Origin of the sequence: Staphylococcus cohnii subsp. cohnii (genome assembly GCF_002902365.1) — a bacterium.
GTDB lineage: Bacteria > Bacillota > Bacilli > Staphylococcales > Staphylococcaceae > Staphylococcus > Staphylococcus cohnii.
The window spans coordinates 19,671-41,389 of the sequence record NZ_PPQC01000006.1; the positions used below are offsets into that span (position 1 = coordinate 19,671).

22 protein-coding genes, 1 other RNA gene and 1 pseudogene are annotated in these 21,719 nt (G+C 30.8%); 5 read left to right on the plus strand and 19 right to left on the minus strand.

Annotated features, from left to right (window positions below; genetic code table 11):
* Window positions 1–13: 13 nt before the first annotated feature.
* From msrB to CD032_RS00970, 9 genes are all read right to left on the minus strand, one after another.
* Window positions 14–442 (minus strand): peptide-methionine (R)-S-oxide reductase MsrB, encoded by a 429-nt coding sequence (gene msrB / locus CD032_RS00930; RefSeq protein WP_103211113.1) that lies wholly within the window; start codon window positions 440–442, stop codon window positions 14–16.
* Window positions 435–962, minus strand: a complete 528-nt coding sequence (msrA, locus tag CD032_RS00935) for a peptide-methionine (S)-S-oxide reductase MsrA (protein WP_019468956.1) — start codon at window positions 960–962, stop codon at window positions 435–437. Before msrA ends, msrB begins: the two co-directional genes overlap by 8 nt.
* Before the next feature lie 127 nt (window positions 963–1,089).
* A complete protein-coding gene (locus CD032_RS00940) occupies window positions 1,090–1,929 on the minus strand; it encodes a DegV family protein (RefSeq protein WP_040029872.1) in 840 nt (279 codons plus the stop codon).
* Between the two features lie 8 nt (window positions 1,930–1,937).
* On the minus strand, window positions 1,938–2,423 hold the full coding sequence (locus tag CD032_RS00945; protein WP_019468954.1) for a dihydrofolate reductase: 486 nt from the start codon (window positions 2,421–2,423) through the stop codon (window positions 1,938–1,940).
* A 102-nt stretch (window positions 2,424–2,525) separates the two neighbouring features.
* Window positions 2,526–3,482, minus strand: coding sequence for a thymidylate synthase (locus CD032_RS00950; protein ID WP_019468953.1), 957 nt, complete (start codon window positions 3,480–3,482; stop codon window positions 2,526–2,528).
* Window positions 3,483–3,860: 378 nt separating this feature from the next.
* A complete protein-coding gene (gene brxA / locus CD032_RS00955; RefSeq protein WP_019468952.1) occupies window positions 3,861–4,298 on the minus strand; it encodes a bacilliredoxin BrxA in 438 nt (145 codons plus the stop codon).
* Between the two features lie 36 nt (window positions 4,299–4,334).
* Window positions 4,335–5,453 carry a conserved virulence factor C family protein gene (locus tag CD032_RS00960; RefSeq protein WP_019468951.1) on the minus strand — a complete coding sequence of 373 codons (1,119 nt, stop codon included), beginning with the start codon at window positions 5,451–5,453 and terminating at the stop codon, window positions 4,335–4,337.
* 19 nt (window positions 5,454–5,472) lie between these two features.
* Window positions 5,473–5,730, minus strand: coding sequence for a NifU N-terminal domain-containing protein (locus CD032_RS00965; RefSeq protein ID WP_019468950.1), 258 nt, complete (start codon window positions 5,728–5,730; stop codon window positions 5,473–5,475).
* Between the two features lie 16 nt (window positions 5,731–5,746).
* Window positions 5,747–5,941, minus strand: coding sequence for a zinc-finger domain-containing protein (locus CD032_RS00970; RefSeq protein ID WP_019468949.1), 195 nt, complete (start codon window positions 5,939–5,941; stop codon window positions 5,747–5,749).
* A 252-nt stretch (window positions 5,942–6,193) separates the two neighbouring features.
* Here CD032_RS00970 and CD032_RS00975 point away from each other — a divergent pair, with 252 nt between their 5' ends.
* Complete coding sequence (locus CD032_RS00975) at window positions 6,194–6,898, plus strand: queuosine precursor transporter (protein WP_103211114.1); 705 nt, start codon at window positions 6,194–6,196, stop codon at window positions 6,896–6,898.
* Window positions 6,899–6,994: 96 nt separating this feature from the next.
* Here CD032_RS00975 and CD032_RS00980 read toward each other — a convergent pair whose 3' ends face one another.
* A complete protein-coding gene (locus CD032_RS00980) occupies window positions 6,995–7,540 on the minus strand; it encodes an RBBP9/YdeN family alpha/beta hydrolase (protein WP_231912236.1) in 546 nt (181 codons plus the stop codon).
* A gap of 171 nt (window positions 7,541–7,711) precedes the next feature.
* On the opposite strand from CD032_RS00980, the gene CD032_RS00985 reads away from it, so the two are divergent.
* Entirely contained in the window at window positions 7,712–8,122 is a 411-nt protein-coding gene (locus tag CD032_RS00985) for a ribonuclease HI family protein (protein ID WP_019468946.1), read from the plus strand.
* Window positions 8,123–8,621: 499 nt separating this feature from the next.
* Window positions 8,622–8,807 (plus strand): annotated as a pseudogene (locus tag CD032_RS13220) (IS5/IS1182 family transposase); the annotation flags it as partial.
* On the opposite strand, the gene CD032_RS00990 reads toward CD032_RS13220, so the two are convergent.
* From CD032_RS00990 to CD032_RS01030, 9 genes are all read right to left on the minus strand, one after another.
* Window positions 8,804–9,685, minus strand: a complete 882-nt coding sequence (locus tag CD032_RS00990) for a 5'-3' exonuclease (RefSeq protein WP_019468945.1) — start codon at window positions 9,683–9,685, stop codon at window positions 8,804–8,806. The pseudogene CD032_RS13220 and the gene CD032_RS00990 overlap by 4 nt on opposite strands.
* A 15-nt stretch (window positions 9,686–9,700) precedes the next feature.
* Window positions 9,701–13,147, minus strand: a complete 3,447-nt coding sequence (locus tag CD032_RS00995; RefSeq protein WP_103211116.1) for a dynamin family protein — start codon at window positions 13,145–13,147, stop codon at window positions 9,701–9,703.
* Window positions 13,148–13,373: 226 nt separating this feature from the next.
* Entirely contained in the window at window positions 13,374–14,009 is a 636-nt protein-coding gene (locus CD032_RS01000; RefSeq protein ID WP_019468943.1) for an SDR family oxidoreductase, read from the minus strand.
* Between the two features lie 247 nt (window positions 14,010–14,256).
* Complete coding sequence (gene rarD / locus CD032_RS01005) at window positions 14,257–15,162, minus strand: EamA family transporter RarD (protein ID WP_046467740.1); 906 nt, start codon at window positions 15,160–15,162, stop codon at window positions 14,257–14,259.
* Window positions 15,163–15,195: 33 nt separating this feature from the next.
* A complete protein-coding gene (locus CD032_RS01010; protein WP_019468941.1) occupies window positions 15,196–16,329 on the minus strand; it encodes a THUMP domain-containing class I SAM-dependent RNA methyltransferase in 1,134 nt (377 codons plus the stop codon).
* A gap of 162 nt (window positions 16,330–16,491) precedes the next feature.
* Window positions 16,492–16,865: RNase P RNA component class B (rnpB, locus tag CD032_RS01015), an RNA gene on the minus strand.
* A 137-nt stretch (window positions 16,866–17,002) separates the two neighbouring features.
* Window positions 17,003–17,353, minus strand: coding sequence for a cell division regulator GpsB (gpsB, locus tag CD032_RS01020; RefSeq protein ID WP_019468939.1), 351 nt, complete (start codon window positions 17,351–17,353; stop codon window positions 17,003–17,005).
* Between the two features lie 11 nt (window positions 17,354–17,364).
* Window positions 17,365–17,931 (minus strand): SLOG family protein, encoded by a 567-nt coding sequence (locus CD032_RS01025; RefSeq protein ID WP_019468938.1) that lies wholly within the window; start codon window positions 17,929–17,931, stop codon window positions 17,365–17,367.
* Window positions 17,928–18,266 (minus strand): DUF1798 family protein, encoded by a 339-nt coding sequence (locus CD032_RS01030; RefSeq protein WP_019468937.1) that lies wholly within the window; start codon window positions 18,264–18,266, stop codon window positions 17,928–17,930. The genes CD032_RS01025 and CD032_RS01030 overlap by 4 nt, the downstream gene beginning before the upstream one ends.
* Window positions 18,267–18,516: 250 nt before the next feature.
* Here CD032_RS01030 and recU point away from each other — a divergent pair, with 250 nt between their 5' ends.
* Window positions 18,517–19,143, plus strand: a complete 627-nt coding sequence (gene recU / locus CD032_RS01035; RefSeq protein WP_019468936.1) for a Holliday junction resolvase RecU — start codon at window positions 18,517–18,519, stop codon at window positions 19,141–19,143.
* Complete coding sequence (locus tag CD032_RS01040) at window positions 19,140–21,335, plus strand: transglycosylase domain-containing protein (RefSeq protein ID WP_019468935.1); 2,196 nt, start codon at window positions 19,140–19,142, stop codon at window positions 21,333–21,335. Before recU ends, CD032_RS01040 begins: the two co-directional genes overlap by 4 nt.
* Window positions 21,336–21,719 lie beyond the last annotated feature (384 nt).

Here is a 21,719-nt window from a genome sequence, read left to right on the forward strand (position 1 = left end):
TCTTGTTCGCTCCTTATTTTTCAAAATGTGGTATTAAATCTTCATAGCCTAATTCTTCTAGTTTGTCATATGGTATGAATTGAACGGCAGCAGAGTTAATACAATATCTTAAACCACCGCTTTCAGTTGGACCATCGTTGAAAACATGTCCTAAATGACTGTTTGCATCTTCAGAGCGTACTTCTGTCCGTACCATACCAAATGTTTTATCAACAAGCTCTATGATTTCTTCATCATCTAAAGCTTTTGAGAAACTAGGCCAACCACAGTCTGATTCAATTTTTTCTTCTGAAGTAAATAAAGGTTTACCAGAAATTTTATCAACATAAATCCCTTTTTCAAAATGATTCCAATACTCATTTTGAAAAGGAGGTTCAGTTCCGTCTTCTTGTGTTACCAAATATTCTATTTCGGTTAAATCGTTTTTATTTTTTTTAATCATATTGTTTCCCCCAATGCTTTTCTATAAAACTTTTACGACCAGAACCACGCTGATATTGCTCATAATGTAGTGGATTCTTTTTATAATAATCTTGATGATATGATTCAGCAGCATAAAAGTTTTTGTATGGTTTTATGGGTGTAATTACAGGGTTGTTGAATATTGCCTGCTCATTTAACTCTTGAATTTTTGCTTCTGCAGCCCTTTTTTGCGCTTCATTATGATAAAAAATAGCTGGTTGATAATGTTCGCCTCTATCAAAAAATTGACCGCCGTTATCCGTAGGATCAAAAGTTTTAAAATAAACATCCAAAATGTTTTCGAAGGTAGTGATTTCAGAGTTATATGTGATTTGTACTGCTTCTACATGACCGGTTTGTCCACGGCTAACATCTTCATAAGAAGGATTTTCAACATGTCCACCACTATAGCCAGAAACAACATTTTCAATGCCTGGATAAGATGTGAATGGTTTTACTAAACACCAGAAACAACCTCCAGCTAATGTCGCATATGCCATGGTATACCTCCTTTTTTTATCTTGTCATTAAGTTATCATTAATTTCAGAGATAAGCTATTAAATTGTTTTGAAAATTTAACAAATGAAAGCATAATTAAAATGAACCTTAATTTATTATAAATTAGTTTATGATTTTAAAACAACTAGACCTATTGCACCTTCTCCAGTGTGTGTTGAGATTATAGGAGTTGTAACATTTGTATCATATTCAGTGACATTAAATTCTTCAGTAAAATGTTTTTTAATTTTATCCACAAATTCTAAAATATTTGCATGCGCGATACCTATTGATTTAATTTTTTTATCACCTAAAAAAGTGCTGATTTCTTTTTTAAGAAATTGAATACTAGCATTTTGAGTACGAGAATTATGAATTAATTCAATTTTACCATCGTCAAGTGTTCCAATTGGTTTAATTTTCATCATATTACCAATTAATCCTTTAGTTTTACTGATTCTACCGCCTTTGATTAACTGGTTTAATTGACCAATCACGACGTATAATTTTATATTACTTTGTAAATCTGTTATTTTTGAAACAATTTCTTCTGATGAAAGCCCTTGGTTATTCCAATCAACTACATGCTGGACTTGATACCCTAATCCAAATGAAATAGATTTTGAGTCTATAACAGTTACTTTGCTATCTGTCATTTGACTTGCTTGTAACGCAGTCTGATAAGTGCCACTAAGCCCTGATGTCATGTGAATACTAATGATTTCAGAACCATCTTTGCCTAATTCATCATATAATTCGATAAAATTTCCAATTGCTGGTTGACTCGTTTTTACATCAGCATTTTCTTCCAACTTTTTAATATATTCTTCAGAGGAAATGTCCACTTGATCTACATATGACTTGCCATCAATAGTTAAATTAAGTGGAATGACATGTATATCATTATCTTGTAAATAAGTATGAGATAAATCTGATGTTGAATCAGTTACAATTTTCATTTTCATAATATTTCCTCCTATGTTGTTTTTTTACGCACTAAATGTAGAAATGTATGGGGAATGGTATTTTTTTCATCTAATTTTCCCGGAATAGAAGATTCCACTTCCCAGTCTTTAAATGTGTAAGGTGGAAAGAATGTATCACCATTAAATTTATCTTCAATAACAGTAATATACATATCATCGACTTTATCAATCATTGCTTCGAATAATGTTTGACCACCAAAAATGAAAACATGACCAGATAAATTATATATTTCGTCAATTGAATGGATAACTTCAACACCATCATGGGCAAATGATGTATTTCTTGTTAGTACTACATTTTTTCTATTAGGAAGAGGTTTTCCTATAGAATCGAATGTTGCACGGCCCATAACAAGTGTATTACCAGTTGATAGTTTTTTAACATGCTTTAAATCATTTGGTAAATGCCATGGTAGTTGATTATTAACTCCAATAACACGTTGCTGATCGTGAGCAACCAGTATAGAAAGTGTCATAATTTTCCTCCTAATAGTAAATAGTAGTATGATTTCAGTAAGTAAAACGTTCTCATTTTAAAGTATATATTAAATCATCATTGAAATTAAATATTTTATTATTTATACAGCTATTGGTGCCTTAATTGCTGGGTGTGATTCATAATTAACAATTTCTAAATCTTCATAATTAATGTCGAAGATAGAGTCATTTGAATTTATTTTGAGTTGTGGTGGTGCATAGCTACTACGAGATAATTGTGTTTCAATGGCGTTTATATGATTCGTATAAATATGAGCATCGCCAAATGTGTGTATAAATTCTCCTACTTCTAAATCACATTCTTTAGCGATTAAATGTGTCAGTAAACTGTAACTAGCTATGTTAAATGGTACACCTAAAAAGATATCTGCACTTCTTTGGTATAATTGGCAGCTTAATTTGCCATCTTGGACATAAAATTGAAACATTGTATGACAAGGTGGTAATGCCATAGTATCAATTTCAGTGGGATTCCATGCTGAAACAATATGGCGTCTTGAATTTGGGTTGTTTTTAATTTGTTCGATAACAGTTTTTAACTGATCAAAGTGATTGCCATTTTTATCTTCCCAATCGCGCCATTGTTTGCCATAAACATTACCTAAATCACCATACTTTTTAGCAAAAGATTCATCGTTTAAAATTTGCTCTTTAAATTTACGCATTTCTTCTTTATATTTTTCATTAAATGCCTCATCTGTTTGTGCTCTATGACCAAAATTTGTCATGTCTGGTCCTTTATAATCAACTGAGTTAATATAATTTTCAAACGCCCATTCATTCCATATATTATTATTATATTGAAGTAAATATTTAATATTTGTATCACCTTTGATAAACCATAGCAATTCAGTTGCAATCAATTTAAATGATACTTTTTTAGTTGTTAGCAATGGAAAACCTTTTGACAAATCAAATCTTAATTGATGTCCAAACTTTGAAATCGTACCTGTATTTGTACGGTCTTCTTTTTGTTTTCCTATTTCTAATATTTCGTTACAAAGATCATGATAGGATTGATCAAATGTATTTAACATGTCGAACACACGCCTTTCAACAGTAAAGTTATTTTTATTTAATCATATTTTAAAATACCAATAATTTAAAGAAAAAACCACTAGTAAAATAAAATTATAATTGGACTTTGAGCATTATATTTATGTATTCAATTAATGATTTGTGTTTTGAAAGGCTTAGTAACATAAGTCTATTACTCTAAATGTTGTGATAAACACTCCAAAGTAAGATCAACTTATTAAATAGTTGATCTTACTTTGGGATGGCCAACTATATCAGTCAAAACAACCTCAATATGTTCATTAATGAAATGCATGATAAGGTCGAAATTATGTATTTAGCATTAAACCAATTTAAGGCTGAGACATTAATTTATATCTCAGCCTTGGTCTAATTGATTAACTGCAATAATCATCAAATATGTCTTTAATATCCATACAAATATCTTGAATATCTCTACCTTCTATATGCTCTCTTGGCATGAAATGTTTTAATTCTTTTCCTTTAAACAAGGCATACGATGGACTAGATGGTACTTGTTGAATGAAAGCGCGCATTGCTTCAGTTGCTTCTTTATCTTGACCTGCAAATACAGTAACTTTATGGGTTGGTTTTTTTTCGTTTTGTTCTGCAACAGTAACTGCAGCAGGTCTTGCCAATCCTGCAGCACAGCCACAAGTTGAATTAATCACGACAAATGTTGTATCATCTTCAGATACATTATTCATAAAGTCATCGACATCATCTGCAGTTTCTAAACTGTTAAATTCATGATTAGTTAGTTCGCTTCTCATTTGTGTAGCAAGTTCATTCATATATGCTTCATAAGCATTCATTTATAACACTCCTATTTTAATTAAATGATAGTTTCTTTAGACATTATTCCTATTAGCAATTTGCTTCCAAACGGAACCTAATGCTTCATCACCATTTTCAATTCTTGTTATAGCCATCTCTATTTGAAGTTTCACTTCGTATGCTGAATCATCAGCATGTTTGCGTAGTGATTTTAATTGTTCTGGTCCACCTTCATCAAAAATAAACATAGCAGCTCTCCATCTGACTATTTTGTGAGGGTCATCTAATGCTTTTTCCATTTCTGGTAATGCTTGTTTGAAACCTAAATCACTTAAACAATCACCAGCAGTTCTTCTTACTGCAGGACTTTTATCGTTTAACCCTTTATAGAGATAAGGAAGTACAATTTCGTCTTCAATCATTCCAAGAAGTATGATAGCTTCACGTCTTAATGGTGTTTTCTGTTCATCACTCACAACTTCACCGAGTAACGGTAAATCTTCAATCGTAGGTGTTGGGAATGATTTTAGCATTCTTAAACGTTCTTTCCAACTTTCAGTTGATTGATATGTTTCCAAGGTTACATGTTTGTATTTGGTTTCAGGGACTGTAATGTCAGATGCTAAGGCTTCTTCCACGCGTTTTTGTAATTGATCTTTGGGATAGATAGCTGTTATCTCTTCCACGACATCCTCCATAACCTCGGAGAGCTCACCATAGCGTATACCTAAATCTTCCCATTTACGTTGAAACACAACGTTGTCATCATCTTTCTGGGCAGCTAACATGCTGTCGACATATATTTCAGGTAATTGTTTACGTTGTTCTTCTGTACTTGTCGTTAGTTTAATTTGATAAGGAATACCTTTGAACGTTAAAACTTCTGCTTTTATTTCACCGAAATGTTCATCTGGTGGCGTTTCGGAAGTTACTTCGTGTTCGTCTTTTAATGTTGCTGTTACTTTAGGTAAAACATCTTCCCAATCAAATTTTGGTTTTTTATCTACAGCTAAAAAGTCCATCACATGAAATATAGATTTAACACCATCAATTTCTAAAACATCATTGATAAAACCAGGCTGCCCTTCTGCAATTGATGAATAAGTATTAGATTGGCTATCCTCTCTTTTTTCGCTCAATACAATTTTCATTGTATTGGGACTTGGTGTAGGCTCAACACGTACAATTTCCATAAAGGCACCCTCCTTATTTTTATATTTCTTCTAAAGCTTTTGTTATATTTGGTAAAAGTGTATCCCAATCTGCATCTGAATTTTTATCAACTGAGATAAAATTCATTGCTTGAAATATAGATTTGACACCATCAACTTCTAATACTGCGTTGATGAAATCTGGTTGGTCTTCTTTAACTTTTGTATACGTATTAGGTTTGTTATCACCACTATCTAATTTTAAATCAATTTTCATCGTATTTGGATTTGGTGTTGTAGCCACATTTAATATTTCCATAATCGTATGCTCCTTTTTATTGTAATTCATTACCGATTTGTTTTATTTGTTTACCTACTGAACATTCATTTATACAAAAATGATGTGCTTGTGTTTTACCGTTTGTATTTTTAACATGACGCTTTAATAAACACGCTTTACAATATGTGTTCATCAATTGGTCTATGGCGTCAATTGCCTCTTTTTCAGAATAGGTTAGAATACGCTTCACGCTCCTGTATTTCTAAAAATGAATTATAAGTACCCAATTAACTAATTTATTATAAGATTTGAGACTTGATGACATTATATCATTTGTAACAATGATTGTTTAATCATTAATTTGAAATACAGTATCAGTGAAAATATTTGATAATTATTTGTAATTTGAACTTGCTTTTTTACAATTTTTTAGTAAAATAATGTAGTTGTTTATTTTGCGGTTTCTAAACACCCGCATTATCAAAATTTAGGAGGAATTAAATTGTTTAATGAAATATTTGGCGTTATTACTTTTTTAGTAACTTTCATATTATTGGTTACTATGTATCGTTTGTTTGGTAAACATGGTTTGATTGCGTGGATCGCTATTGGCACTATTATAGCCAATATTCAAGTTATTAAAACAATCGATATTTTTACTATTTCAGCAACACTGGGAAATGTTATGTTTGTATCAATCTATTTAGCAACTGATATTTTAAATGATATCTACGGGCGTAAAATAGCTAAACGTGCAGTTTGGCTGGGTTTTTGTTCAACGTTGGTAATGATTATAGTGATGCAATTTTCACTTCATTTCACACCTTCTCCAGTAGACAATACACAAAAAGCATTAGAATCTATTTTTAATATTGTTCCAAGGATTGCTTTAGGTTCTGTTATAGCATATATCATCGGACAACATTTAGATGTTTTGCTTTTCTCATTAATCAAAAAGGTGTTCAGTTCTGATAAAACATTTATTATAAGAGCTTATGGTAGTACGATTTTAAGTAATATAGTAGATACTGCACTATTTGTTATCATTGCCTTTTTAGGCGCAATGCCAAATGAAGCGGTACTTGAAATCTTTATTACAACGTATTTGTTAAAAATAATTTCTACTATATTTAATGTTCCTTTTGGTTATTGGGCTAAATCAATGTACCGAAGAGGAAAGATCCAGAAGTTAGATGAAGGTTATTAATTTTTAATAAAGTGTTTTAATATAACTTATGAAAAAACCCGTAAATGAATTTCAAATTCATATACGGGTTTTTATATTTTAAGTATTTTAATATAATTATAAAATTTCCATTATCTTATCTTTTAAGTAATTGAAGGTGTGATACCCCTCAGTTTCTAAAAAGTGACCATTATGATTAATATAATGTGTTTTGACATTTAATTGACTTGATAACCAATCAGTCGCGTCTATATTCACTACTGGATCATTTGTAGCACCAATTGTAATAATGTGACGTGCGTTTAAATTATTGATGTTAATACAGGTGTTATCTATATATTGATTTAGTTCAGGTATGTTGGACAATTTTTCGTTAAAACCAGAAATTAGAAAAAGCCCTTTTATTTTTGAATTAGCCTTAAAAGAAGTTAAATAATGTAATATTGAAATGACGCCTAAACTATGCGCAACGATAATTGTTTCTGAATTCAATTTATTTTGTATGTTATTATCAATGGCCTGACACCATGAATCGAGTTCAGGATGATCGGAATTTGGTAAATATACAATTTCAACATTATAACCATATGGCTTCATCTGTGAGGCTAACCATTGAAACCAATGACTTTTTGTACTGGCTTGATAGCCATGAATAATAAACATGTTTTTCAATTAAGATCATCCTTTGTATATATTAATTTTGTGCATTTTTATTAACTGTAATAGCTTACGTTATTTTGATATAATTTCCAAGAAAAATATATCTACATGATTATGCTTATTTATGCTCTTTTGTTAATATAAAATTAACTTATTAAATTTGAAGGTGAATTTATGGCGAAAATATATTTTGATGCAGCGACAGCAGGTAATCCGGGTCAAAGCGCATGCTCTATAGTTATTATTACTGAGCAAGAACGATTTCATTATGACTTTGATTTAGGAATTTTAGATAATCATAGCGCAGAATGGGCAGCTTTTGTATTTGCATTGGAATGTGCAAAACATCATGGAATCACTATAGCACTCGTATACACTGATTCGAAATTAATAGAAGATAGTATGAACAAAGGACAAGTGAAAAATAAACAGTTCATAAATTACTACCATAAAATAAAAATATTAGAATCGTCTTTTGATTTATTATTTGTTAAATGGGTTCCAAGAAATCAAAATAAAGAAGCAAATCATCATGCTAAAAATGCCTTATATAAAATCACAAAAACGGCTGAAAAAAAGCGTTAAAACAATAAATTATTGTCAAAAATAATGTCTCAATGATAGATAACTAGTAAGTTATAAAGAGCGTATTTCTATTTAAAATCTTAAGACATTAACTTTTTAGTTGTTGGTGTTAATAACTAATCTTTTGCATTTATAACACCTTTTTAATGCAAATTGTCCAAAACAATTGTATGAGCAATTATTATGTAAATTATATCTTAGGCAAGTATGCATGATTAAAAGCATTCGATATTAATTATTAGGGAGTTTGGAATATTAACCCTTTAAAATAGCATTCAAGTGAGTTGATTCAATTCATTTGAGCGCTTCTTTTTATTCAATACTTCGTATTGTTGACTCGCTTTCTTAAACACTAATCTCAAACTGTAGTCTTCAACTTGTCCTACTCCCTCAAGCGTCTCACCAAAATACGACGCATTCATATTATATTTGTCACGACATGTTAAAGAAATCGTTGAAATAATCGCTAAAAAATGTATTTAATGAATGCAAACACGTCAAAAGAGAACTTGGCTTTGCATTAATGGTACTTAATATAAGAAAAGTAGTAGCTCAACATGCTAACTATAATCAAAAATTAATGAAAAAGACAATTTCTATATAAATTTAATAGAAATTGTCTTTTTCATTTGTCCAACAACTTTATGTCCCAGGATTGTTAACTTTAAGAATGTATTTTATTTAACTAAAATGTGAGGCTAAATATTTTCCAGATACATAGAGTTCATACTCTTTACAAATATTTAGTATTTCAGCTAAATCAGTTCCAAATTTCATATCACTTAATAAATCAGAAGTATTTATTGGTACTTCTGTATGAATTTTAGCTAATGATTTAGAAAGTTTTAAATTATATAAGTTATCTTCTATTTTATTACGTTGACCAGGTGTTAATTCATTTAAAGCGTCAACCACTGCTTCAACTGAACCATGATTTTGAATGAGTTTTATAGCTGTTTTTTCTCCAATTCCTTTAACGCCAGGATAGCCATCAGCACTATCTCCCATAAATGCTTTAACATCTATGAGTTGTAATGGATCTAGGCCATATTCATCTTGAAATCTGGTTAAGGTATAGCGATTGTAAATGTTGAATCCTTTTTTAGTTAGCCAAATTTCAACATTTGGATTAATACATTGTAAAATATCTTTATCACCGGTGATTACATAAATTTGATTTTGTTGTGAATACGCATGCGCTAAAGTCCCTATAACATCATCAGCTTCATAATTTTGAACACCAATATTTACAAAACCAAATTGATTTGATATTTCTTTGACATAATCAAATTGTGGTATCAATTCTTCTGGTGGCGCCGGACGATTTTGCTTATAACCGTCAAACATTTCATTTCGAAACGTAGATTTCCCCATATCCCAACACACAGCCACGTGTGAGGGTTGTATTTCATTTATTGCGGTAAATACATGGCGTACAAATCCTTGAACGCCGTTCGTAGGAGTTCCAGATGAATTTCTCATAAATTGTTTGTGTAAACTCGTTGCGTAAAAATGACGAAATAGTAATGCCATACCATCTATTAATAATATTTTTTTTGACATTGTGCGTACCTCTTTCTAAGTTAACAACTGCGCTTTTAATTCGCTATTTGTTTCTTGAAGTTGTTTTATTAATGAATCATCTATATTAAAAGCTAAAAGTTGTTTAATTTGTGTGTGTAACTCTTTTTCGTACTGATTGAATTTCATTTCTGCATCATTATTCAGTTTATTTACAATTTCAATTAATGCCTTCCTTAAATCAGCAATACAAGGTTTAAGTTGCACAAGTGTGTTTTGAGTTATTGTAGTTTGAATTTCATTTTGCATTTTTGGTTGCAAAATGTTCTTTTTAGTTAATGATTTGGGCAAAGCAGAGATCATTTGGCTTAATTCAATTTTTAAATATGGATCGTCTAGTTCCAGATTACTTTTATTAAATTCTGGTTCGATGAAAATGTGTAATTGTTCCAATTTTTGTTTTAAAGGTGCGATTTCTTCATGTATTTGTTGAATGAAATACTTTTTAATTCGTTCTACAAGTAAGGATTGTTCTAAATATAATCTCTGATGAATTTGATCTAAGTATTGTTTTGTGGAAAGACGTTTTTCTTCATTGAAGTTATTACTTTGTGTCATTTGACCGTTATAAATTGATTTAACTTCATCTAGTAATTGAATTTTTAAACGCTCATTTAAGTGATAAATTTGATCTTCAACTTCATTTGAAGCACGTTGTACTGCAATTTGTAATATATTATTATTCAGTATTATTTGTTGCTGGTACTGTTTGAGTTTATTTTTACGTTGCTTAATTTTTGATTGATTATGATGTGCATCTTCTATCATTTGATCAAATGCTTCTGAAATATTTGCTAATTGTTTAGTCATTTGTTGTTGCAATATATCTTTTGACTCAACTTGAGTAAAATAGTCTATACTATTTTTTAATTTATCAATCCCTGAGTCACCTGTATTCAATGCTTTACGACTTGATACTGCAAAAATATCAGAATTCATATTTACATGATTAAGTGCATCACTTACATAGTTTATAACTGCATTCAGATCTTCTTCGGTTTCAGCTAAATCAGTGGCATTTATAATCATTTTAAATGCTTGATTTTCACTTAATTGGTTCATTTCTTTCATATGTTCAATAAAGCGTTTGTCATTATCTGTGAAAGAATGATTAAAATAACTCACATAAAGTATTAAATCTGAAGAAGTTAAAATCTTTTCTGTTTCATTTGTATGACGTTGATTATTGGAATGTAACCCAAGTGAATCTACGATAACTTTATTTTTTAACCAATCAATGGGTAATCTTAAGTGAACTGTATTTACAAAGGTTGCGTATTCATCTTCTGCACTCCATTTTCTAATTTCGTCCTGTTCAATGGTATGCGTTACGCCTTGTTCTAACATTTCTTGGTACACCGTGTAATGTTTGTGAATTGCATTGATAAATGCTAATTTGTTTTTTTCTAAAGATGCTGTTAACTTATGTGTATTTTGATTTAAAAATGCTTCAATTGAATCAAAAGATTTATTTTCCACTTCAAATAATTGGTTTAATTCTTCTAATATTTGTTCTGATGATTTAAGTGTAATTTGACTTTTCTCACCATATGTCAATTCTGTCATTGCAGCTGTTGTAGGATTTGGAGAGCTTACAAGATACGCATCACCAAGTAGCGCATTGATTAAACTACTTTTTCCGGCACTGAATGTTCCGAAAACCCCTATTTTAATAATTTTATTATCAAGGCGATTTAAAGCATCATTGATATCTTGTTTAGTTTGTTCAAATAATGGAATATTTTTTATTAAATCTAAAGAACGTTTTATATCTTGAATTGAAGTATTCGTTGATTTTGTTTTAGTAGTATTAGGTTGATTTTGTTTTTTAGTTTCTGCAATTTCCGGTTTAGCTTGATAAGTGATTTTTTCCCTGTCTATTAATTTATCTAGTGAATCATCAATATGAATATAGTAGTGTCTATAATTTTGTGTTTCAAGCGATTCTCTTAAATTACGTAGCTCCATAAATTTAACATAATCATTATAATCATCTACTTCTTCTGTACCAATATCGTTTGCTTGAGAATGGTTTATTGCTTTTTCAAATAATGGTTCAGTTTCTTTAGTAATATGTTGTTTGATCGATTTCATTAAATCATCTGAAAATGTTAAGACATATTGATTACTAATAGATATTTGCATTTGATACAAATCATCCACGAGTTTTGAAGGGATTTGATAATGTTGGTTTAAAATAGCATCATTTACTTCGGAAGAATTAATAAATCGAGTTAAAAATGACATATCTTCTCTCAAAGGTTGACGTATTTCTTGATTTACCTTTTCTTGTAATTGCTCAAGTAGTTCTTGAAGTCTAATTTGTTGTGTTTCTAATGTTTTTTTCTTTTTATTGAATAAGCCACCTACTTTAAAATCTTTAGTTCGGCTTTCCAAATAAGTTCTTATTTTTTCTCTAGTATCGTGTGTCATTACATATGCATTGTCGAGAATTGCTTTACGTTTTTGTTTTAAGAAATCATACAATTGATCAGGGTTATTTAGTAATTTTGCTTCTTCACTCACTTGCTGATGTTGTTGGAAGTTTAAATATGCTTGGTCAAAATCTGCTTCAAATATATCTAGCTCTGTTAAAATTGCTTGAATTTCATGTTGAATAAATGATAACTGTTCGTCTGTAATAAAATTGATAGTACGTTCCACATAATCTGACATTGATTCTCTATGTTGATCTTTATCAATGAGATAGTCTGATAATGCTTGAATTTGGTTGTGTTCATGTTCAAATTTAGAAACATAAAATATTTGATCTAGTTTGATTTCCCATTCATCAATCGATTTTTCAACGCGTTGTTTAAATGTGGCGAATGGAATCTCTGATTCATGATGTTTATCTATTTGATTGATAACAAAAACTACTGGTACACCAGCATGATTAAGCTGTTTCATAAATTGAAAATTCATTGCAGATTGAACATGGTTATAGTCTACAGTGTAAAATAGAACATTACTTGTATACATAAATTCTTCAGTACTAGATTGGTGTGTCGATACATTAGAATCAACACCAGGTGTATCCTGGAGTGTGAATCCTTTATTAAATTTATCAGATGGGAATTTAATTTCTACAGATTCAACATCAATATTTTCGCGATTCATTTGTTTGACTTCATCGTAGTTTGTTAATAAAGTATATTTTTGGTTATTCAAATTTGCTATAATACCTGGTTCATCTGATACAGAAACGATTGCTGTGTTACTAGTTGTAGGTACTGGAGAACTTGGTAAAATGTTTTCTTCCAGTAGCATATTGATGAGCGTTGATTTTCCTGCTGAAAAATGACCAACAAATGTAGCTGTATATTGCTCTAAAAATATTTTCTTAATGACTTGATTTATAATATGTACAAGTCTGTGATTATCTGATTTTTCAACTTCTTTTTTTAGTTTATATAGAATATCGAGTTGCTTCGTTTTAGACATGTTATGTATCCCCTTTATTACTTATATGTAATTAAGTTCTATTGTATAACAAATTATTGTGGGTCTAAAGTAAGTTAGCAAAATTAAATTGTATTTAGTACTTATTTATTAGTGAAAGTAAAGAACTGTTACAAAGTTATTGATAGTGATTTAATTTAAAATTAAAAATACCACCTTAATTGGTGGCATTTGCAATCATTATAAAAATGTTATTGATTTTAAAATTTTATTTCCATCTTGGTTTACTAAAATCAGTATTAGGTTTGCTAATACCAATGTTATCGTTTAAATAAAGTTCAGGATTTTTGGCAATTTGTACTGCAACAGCAGCAACACTTTTTCTGGAAACTTCTGTCCCTTTAAATGGTTCATTTTTATGAGTAATTTCATAATCAATTTCGTTAATATCTGATAACCAAGCAGGTCTTAAAATCGTATAATTGAGCTTTGAGCTTTCGATGGTGTCAGCTGCTTTTTTATAAATTGGTAAGTAACTATGGATTTGCTCATTTACCCATTCACCAAATTTACCTGGAACCTCATTATAAATGCCAAGCGCAGCTACAAATATTAGACGGTTAACTTGATTCTGTTCCATAGCTTTAACAATAGTACTTGCTTCTTTATCTAATTCACCAGAAAGACTAGCAAATACAATGTCTACATCTTCCATTGCACTATTAACATCTTCAAAATTTGTAGCGTCTCCTTCACGAACACGAATGCGATCTGATGCATAATCAGGTAGTCTATTCGCGTCTCTTAAAAACAGTCTCAGCGTATATGAGGTATTTTCTAAAAAAGAATTAATAGCTGCTTTAGAAATTGCTCCATTTGCCCCTAGTATTAATACTCTCGTCATATAATCACTCCATTATAATATATGATTAAAAATTTTAGTATATATAATAATTTTTTGAATGCTTTTCTTTATATCTAATTTTACAATACTACAAATGCATGATTTATACTAATGATATATTTACGATAATGAATATAATAAAATGAGCTACATGATATGTAAACATGTTTTGATTAATTTCGAGATAAAATAAAATCCCTAAAAACAACTTTGTATGAAGTTATCTTAGGGACGTAATCTTTACCATTTAGTGAATAGCAGGATTATTATTTTTTTTAATTTTTACATACTGTGAAATACTATATATTACAATGCCAACCCAAATAAAGATGAACGTGATAAATTGGTCGACACTAAATGGTTCCTTAAATAAGAAAATACCTAATACAAACATAATTGTAGGACCAATGTATTGTATGAAGCCAGTAAGTGACAATGGAATTCTACGTGCACCAGCTGAGAAAAGTATCAGAGGAATTGCAGTTACAGCTCCTGAGAAAATCAACCAAAAAGATGAGGTATTATAACCGAATGTTAAACTACCTTGTTGCCATATGTACCATAGATATATAATGCCTGCTGGTGCAGTAACAATACATTCTATTGTAATACTACTAATTGCATCTATTGGTACGATCTTTTTAATTAAACCATAAATACCAAATGAACATGCTAATAGTAATGAAATACTTGGGAATACACCGACTCTTATAGTCATATACAAAACGCCGATAACTGCAAATCCAATAGCAATCCATTCTAATTTATTAAATCGCTCTTTGAGGAAAATTAACGCTAATAGAATACTTACGAGTGGATTAATATAATAGCCTAAACTTGATTGTAATACATGACCATTCGTAACTGCCCATATAAAAGTACCCCAATTAATTGTTATTACATAGCCAGCAGCTATGATAGCAATGAGTTGTATTGGATTTGCAATGAGCTGTTGTAAATCGCGTTTAAATGGTGTTGTATTATTGGTGATTATTACCACTATCAGCATAAATATCATTGATAGTATAATTCTAAAAGCTAATATTTCAAATGCACCAATATCTTCTATTAAATCCCAATATATTGGTAAAATCCCCCATAAAATGTATGCACCAAAAGCAAAAATTATGCCTTTTTTAAACTCGTTATTCATTTGTCGCACCTCTTTCTGATTGATTCATGCAGTCTATTTTTTAGGTTTTTTATTCCCCCAATATTGATAATAAGTACACTCGATATAACCATTAAATAGCTTTCTTCTTTTTGTAGCTTTTTTATTAACTAAAAATTCAAATTCATTATTACTTGTTAAAATATAAGTTGATAAATAAGGATGTCCTTGCATTAATTGACCGATATAACGATACATTTCTTCAACCTCTGCTCTATCACCAATACGTTCACCATATGGTGGATTGCCAATTAATGCAATTGGTGCTTCTGATTCTATTGATAAGGTGTTAACATCTTGAACTTTATAGTTAATAATGTCTGATAAGCCGACTTCCTCAGCATTTCTACGCGCTATTTCTATCATTTCTGGGTCAATATCTGATGCATAGATCTCTAAAGGTCTATCGTAATGAGCTTGTTGATCAGCTTCATCTCTCAATTCATCATATAGTCCATCAGGCATAATATCCCATGTTTCTGAAACGAAATCTCGATTAAAACCAGGTGCAATATTTTGTGCTATTAAACATGCTTCAATCGCAATCGTTCCAGAACCACAAAATGGATCAATCAATGGTGTATCACCTGTCCAATTTGCTAATTTAATCAAACTAGCAGCAAGCGTTTCTTTTATAGGAGCTTCACCTTGGGCAAGCCTATAACCACGTTTGTTTAGACCTGATCCAGAGGTATCTATTGTCAATAGTGCTTTATCCTTTAATAGAGCTACTTCAACTGGATATTTAGCACCTGATTCATCTAGCCACCCTTTTTCTTGATAAGCAGTTTTTAAACGTTCAACAATTGCTTTTTTAACGATTGCTTGGCAATCTGGCACACTAAATAAAGTGGATTTTACACTTCGACCTTGTACAGGAAAGTTTCCTTCTTTTTCAATAATCGATTCCCATGGGAGTTCTTTTGTTTTTTCAAATAATTCATCAAATGTTTTTGCATTAAATTGGCCAACAACAATTTTTATTCTATCGGCAGTTCTTAGCCATAAATTGCATTTAACTATTGCTGTTTCATCGCCTTCGAAAAAGATTTTGCCGTTTTCTACTGTTGTTGCATAACCAAGATCTTGGATTTCCTTAGAAACAACTGCTTCTAACCCCATTGGGCATACAGCTAATAATTGATACATTGTTTTGCTCCTTTTTTAAATTGATTTAATTTAATTTTATCAAAAGTTATTTTAAATAGATATGACTTAACTTCTGTTTAAGTTCATATTAAAGTTTTATGTGAATTTTAAACATTAAAAAAGCTCTCCTAAGTGGGAGAGCTTGGGGTCTAGTAATGATGTTTCTATAAGCCATGTTTTGTACCTTTGTACTGCCAACGTGTACTAGTTACACTCGTACGCTGGTGGTAACCATCTGTCTATATACTTTAAAAGTATACCTTATTTATACGTTGAATTCCGTTAAATAAGTGCTCCTACCTAATTTGGATTGCTCACTCGAGGGGTTTACCGCGTTCCACCTTTTATATTTCTATAAAAGCTACGTCACTGTGGCACTTTCAAACTATTTTAACCATATCTAAAGACTTAGGTTATTTCGTTGCCGTCAATTTAATGCCTTGACTTATTGTTTCATCAAGCACGAACACTACAATCATCTCAGATTGTGTGAGCATGGACTTTCCTCTATATCGCTATAGCGATTACCCAAAACACCATCTTTAAGAGTATATCATTTTTCAAAGACTAGAACAAATAAAAATAAGATAAGTTTTGGAAAAACCAAAACTTATCTTTATGTACGCAATAACAACTACGCAAACATCGTTATTTGTTATGATAGCTAGTTATATTATTTACCGAAAACAGCTTTTTCTAGGTTTGAAATTCTTTTTAGAATATCGACGTTGTTATTATTAGTAGTATTGCTTGTAGCATTACCGTTTGTTGAAAAGTTTTTATTCTCTTGTGGTCTTGAAGTAGCCACACGCAATCTCAATTCTTCTAGTTCTTTTTTTAATTTGTTATTTTCTTCGGAAAGTTTAACAACTTCATTATCTAAATCTGCCATCTTTTGATAATCTGCAATGATGTCGTCTAAGAAAGCATCTACTTCTTCCCTTCTATAACCACGTGTCATAGTTTTTTCAAAATCTTTTTCATAAATATCTTTAGCTGATAGTTTTAATGAAACATCTGACATATTTTTCCACCTCATTCGAAACTTTGTTCTTGAGACCACTGCAAATCGTTGATAAATTCCGTTAATTCATCGAACGAAACAATGTCACAAGTATAATTTGTTTTTTCCATAAAATCAACTAACATTTGTTTAAAGTATTTTGGACTAGCTTCTTGTTCTTCATCATATATCAGTAATGATTGATCCGTATGATCGAGCATAAATTGATCTGTTTGTTTAAATTGATGTGGCCCTACATATGATGTATGAAATACGCTATCTACAAAATCAGCATGTTGTACGATGTGATTATATTTTGCTTGATTTTGTTCATTCCATCTATCAGTATGACCAAAAAATGGTGTGACCACACCGAGTTTAAGTTCAGGATAGGTCTCTTTTAAATCAATTACTACTTCAGCAGTCCATAATTCTATACCCATCTGTCCTTGTATTAATACCCATTCAAGTCCTTCTTCAATCAATGATTTTAATTTATGTGCTATAAATTTTTTCAAATAAGAAACTTCAGGTGTATCATCTTTAAAGATATTAAGTTCAAATGACTTATAGCCAGTCACATAAATTGTCTTTATCATAATGTAACATCACTTCTTTGTATATAACTTAAATCGTATTGTACTGCTTTAACTTTTTCTGTGAATAATTTACGGCTAGTTCTTTTAAAATGACATTCTACTGACAATGATTCAATATTTGAAATAAGTAAATCAAATTTTTTCTTATTCATATAAGATAGTTGTAGTATTTTAGGCTCAAATGTGCTAAGTGTTTCTAACAGCTTATCTATGTAACTCGTAAACGGCACAACATCTTTGTAAAAATCATAGTCTATATCTTTCGATTTGACTGATTCATATCTATCTTGCATCATTTGGACGTCATTTAATAGCTGGGTAATTAATTGTTGCATGAAGTTTCCTCCTACACATTAAATTTACCACAAATAAATTTGATAGTCATTTGTGAAACAATCATCTAACATTTATGTCATATTCTAGGTATATTTATAGGGAATTATTGTTTAATTGAGAAAAGCACGTTAAAATAAATATTGATGTATGTACAGATACATTGCTTTATATTTCATAGTTTGGAAAAAAAGATTATTTTCATGTATAATGAAAAAAGTTTTTGAAACCAAATTAAAGTGGTGAAAAACAATGAATTATCCAAATGGGAAACCATTTTACGGAAATAAGTCTCAAGTCGGACGAACTTATAAGGATGAAAAGAGTAAAATAAACTATGGTGGCAGAGGCATGTCACTTGAAAGTGATATTGAATTATCTAACACACACTATTTGAAACTTGGACAAGCTGTTATACATAAAAAGCCCACCCCCGTTCAAATAGTTAATGTTCATTATCCTATGAGAAGTAAGGCGGTAATTAATGAGGCTTATTTCCGAACGCCTTCGACTACTGATTACAATGGTATTTACAAAGCCCACTATTTAGATTTTGAAGCGAAAGAAACTAAAAATAAAACTTCTTTTCCATTGAATAACATGCATGAACACCAAGTGGTGCATATGAATGCTTGCTATGACCAAGGAGGAATTGTTTTTTTATTAATTCGCTTTAAATTATTAGATGAAGTTTATTTGTTGCCTTATAGCAAATTTAAATATTATTGGCATCGGTACAAAAAAGAAATTAAAAAGTCGATTACGGTTGAAGAAATTAGAAAAAATGGTTACTATATTCCTTATCAGTATCAACCAAGATTGAATTACCTCAAAGCAGTTGATAAGTTGATATTAGATGAAAGTGAGGACCGCGTATGACGGAGAAAAAAAGGACTTCCGATTCAAATAAGAATGATAAGTCCGGAGAAAAAAAGAATAGGAATATAAAAAGAACGATTATTAAGATAATCGGGTTTCTCATCATAGCCTTCATTGTTCTAGCGTTAATTGGTATTTTGTTATTTGCATATTATGCTTGGAAAGCACCTGCATTTACAGAATCAAAATTACAAGATCCAATTCCTGCTAAAATATATGATAAAGATGGCGATTTGATTAAAACGATTGATAATGGGCAAAGACGTGAACATGTTGATTTAGATGAAGTACCTAAAAGCATGAAATCAGCTGTCTTAGCTACAGAAGATAATCGTTTCTATGACCATGGTGCACTTGACTATAAACGTTTGTTTGGTGCAGTGGCTAAAAACTTTACGGGTGGATTTGGTTCGCAAGGTGCATCAACATTAACTCAACAAGTAGTTAAGCGTTCGTTCTTAACGGATCAAAAATCAATAGCACGTAAAGCACAAGAAGCTTATTTATCATATAGACTCGAACAAGAATATAGTAAAGATGAAATTTTTGAGATGTATTTAAATAAAATTTACTATTCTGACAGTGTTTATGGTGTGAAAGCTGCAGCTAAATATTACTTTGATAAAGATTTGAAAGATTTAAATTTAGCTGAATCGGCATATTTAGCTGGTTTACCGCAAGTTCCAAATACTTATAATATTTATGATCATCCAAAAGAAGCAGAATCACGTAAAGATACTGTTTTATATTTAATGGAATATCATAATCGTATTACTAAGAAACAAAAAGAAGAAGCACAAAATACATCATTAGAAGATAACTTAGTAAAACGTGATTCAGAAGATCGTCAAGTGAGTGATAAAAGTTCAAATCCTGAATATGATTCTTACGTTAACTTCGTAAAATCTGAATTAATGAATAATAAAGTGTTCAAAGGTAAAGATTTAGGTGAAATTCTTAATAGTGGTGTCAAAGTCTACACAAATATGGACAAAGATGTCCAACAAACACTACAAGATCGTGTAGATAATGGTGGTTACTATAAAAATGAAGACCAACAAGTTGGTGCTTCTATTGTAGACAGTAAATCTGGTGGTTTAGTTGCAATATCTGGCGGTAGAAATTATAAAGATATTGTTGATAGAAACTTAGCTACAGATGCTCACCCTACTGGTTCATCATTAAAACCATTCTTAGCATATGGCCCTGCCATTGAAAATATGAATTGGGCTACGAATCACGCAATTCAAGATGAAGAAGCGTATCAAGTTGATGGTGTCACTTTCAGAAACTATGATACTAAAGGTCATGGCGAAGTTAAATTGTATGACGCTTTACGTCAAAGTTTCAATATACCAGCATTAAAAGCTTGGCAATCTTCAAAAGAGAACGCTGGAAATGACGCACCAAAAGATTTCGCTAATAAAGTTGGTTTAGAATATGAAGGAGATATAGGACCTTCTGAAGTATTAGGTGGTTCATCATCAGAATTCTCACCTACACAATTAGCATCTGCATTTGCATCTATAGCAAATGGTGGCGAATATAATAATGCACATTCTATTAAAAAAGTAGAAAAAGAAGATGGAGAAACAATTAATTACGATCATACAAGTAAGAAAGCAATGAAAGATTCCACTTCTTATATGTTAGCAGAAGTACTTAAAGGTACATTTGAAGCATATGGTTCTGCATATGGCCACGGTATATCTGGTGTGAACGTTGCAGCAAAAACTGGTACAGGTACTTATGGTGACCAAACTTACCAACAATATGGCTTGCCTGATGATGCTGCAAAAGATGTATGGATGAATGGCTTCACGCCAAAATACAGCATGTCTGTGTGGATGGGCTTCAAAGAAGTTAAACAAGGCGGCGTGAATTCATTTGTTGGACATGACGAACAAGAGTATCCTCAATATTTATTCGAGGATGTAATGAGCAATATCTCACCAAGAGATGGCAAGGACTTTAGTAAACCTGACTCAGTAAATGGTGATAGTAAAGATAGCCTATCTGTTGCAGGACATCCTGATGACAACACAACAAGTAATAAGCCTCGAGGACAAGGTGGAAGCAGCAGTAGTAGTAGTAATAATAGTGGTGGTAGCAATAATAACAACAATTCATCATCAGCTAGCTCAAGCAGTAATAATGCAAATAATTCTACTGGTTTATCAAGAGCACAATAACTATTAAATTAAGTTTTGAGTATCTATTTCAATGCTCAAGAAGCGCTTAGTTATCATCATTGCTTATGAACACATAAACGCCAATTTCTATTGAAATTATATAGAAATTGGCGTTTTCTTTATTTTATAGAGTTTTTTTACTGATTTACATCTTATGGAATTGTATGAATAAGAAATTAAATATCAAGTAAAAATTTAATAAGCAAAGTGCACCAAAAGCTTTGGAAATTAAATAAAAAGAATGAGACAGAAATCTAGTTTTATTAAAACGATTTCGTCGTACATTTCGACAAGGATGACCATAATCGAAAAAAGTATAAGAGGATTATCTGAATTGTAGCTCATGCATAAATCCCACTTACTCAATAAATTGAGAAGTGGGAT